1 protein-coding gene is annotated in these 1,633 nt (G+C 71.9%); it reads right to left on the bottom strand.

The annotated features are described in order from the left end of the window. Positions 1-1,633: type I polyketide synthase (locus AB0F03_RS37945; RefSeq protein ID WP_362001075.1), on the bottom strand; the 1,633-nt coding region annotated here is incomplete at both ends.

Here is a 1,633-nt window from a genome sequence, read left to right as displayed (position 1 = left end):
GGTTGACTCCGGCGGCGCGCCAGAGGGCGGCGAGGGCGAGCATCATGGCCCAGGAGACGGGTTGGACGATGTCGACGCGGTCGAGGGCGGGTGTGTTGTCGTGGCCGCGTAGTACGGCGGTCAGGGACCAGTCGACGTAGGGTGCGAGGGCTGTTTCGCAGGCGGTGATGGTGTCGCGGAAGACCTGGGAGGTGTCGAGCAGATCGACGGCCATTCCGGCCCACTGCGACCCCTGCCCCGGGAACACGAACACGACAGGCGCTCCGGATGCCCGGCCCGGCTTGGCACCGGAGACGGACGCGGTCACGACCTCGGCCTCGCCGGAGGCCAGTGCGTCGAGACCGGTGAGGAGCCCGTCGCGTCCGTCGGTGCCCGGGACGACGGCCCGGGCCTCGAAGGGGGAGCGGCCGGTGGCGAGGGCGAACGCCACGTCGGCGGCCGCGAGTTCGGGGCGTGCTCGCACGTGGTCGGCGAGCTGTCGCGCCGCCTGGGCGAGTGCGTCCGCCGACCGCGCCGACACCACCCACGGCAACTGACCACCGTCCAACAGGTCCGCTGATCCCGGTGCCGTGTCGTCGGCGGGCGGCTCCGCGAGTACGACGTGCGCGTTGGTGCCGCTGATCCCGAACGAGGACACTCCGGCCCGCCGGGTCCTGTCCTCGGTCGCGGGCCACGGGTGGGGCTTGCTGAGCAGCTCGACACTGCCCGCGTTCCAGTCGACCAGGTCGCTGGGCTTGCTCACGTGCAGGGATGCGGGCAGTTCTCCGTGGCGTAGTGCCATGACCATTTTGATGACGCCGCCGACTCCGGCGGCGGCCTGTGCGTGCCCGAGGTTGGATTTCAGGGAGCCGACGAGGAGCGGTTGGTCCTCGCGTTCGCTGCCGTAGGTGGCGAGGAGGGCTTGTGCTTCGATGGGGTCGCCGAGGACGGTGCCGGTGCCGTGGGCTTCGACCGCGTCGACGGCCGAGGGGGTCAGGCCCGCGTCGGCCAGTGCGGCGCGGATGACGCGTTCCTGTGCGGGGCCGCTGGGTGCGGTGAGGCCGTTGGAGGCGCCGTCCTGGTTGACGGCGGTGCCGGCGACGACGGCGAGCACGTGGTGTCCCAGTCGCCGGGCGTCCGACAGCCGCTCGACCACGAGGACGCCGACGCCTTCTGCCCAGGCGGTGCCGTCGGCGTCCGCCGAGAAGGACTTGCACCGCCCGTCGGCCGCGAGGCCCCGCTGCCGCGAGAACTCGATGAAGGTATTGGGCGTCGACATCACGGCGACACCGCCGGCGAGGGCTAGTGAGCACTCGCCGCTGCGCAGGGCACGCACGGCCAGGTGCAGGGCGACCAAGGACGACGAACACGCGGTGTCCACCGTCAAGGCCGGGCCCTGCAAGCCCAGCGTGTACGCCACCCGGCCGGTGGCCACGCTGCCGGTCGTGCCGGTCAGAAAGTGGCCTTCGGCCTCCTTGGGCATCCGGCCGCCACCGCCGTAGTCGTGGTACATCACCCCCGCGAACACACCGGTGTCACTGCCGTGCAGTGATCCGGGGGCGATGCCGGCCCGCTCCAGGGCCTCCCAGGACACTTCCAGCAGCAGGCGCTGCTGCGGGTCCATCGCCAGTGCCTCACGCGGTGAGATACCGAA

Origin of the sequence: Streptomyces sp. NPDC028722 (assembly GCF_040637655.1) — a bacterium.
GTDB lineage: Bacteria > Actinomycetota > Actinomycetes > Streptomycetales > Streptomycetaceae > Streptomyces.
This window is presented reverse-complemented; position numbering and strand designations above follow the sequence as displayed.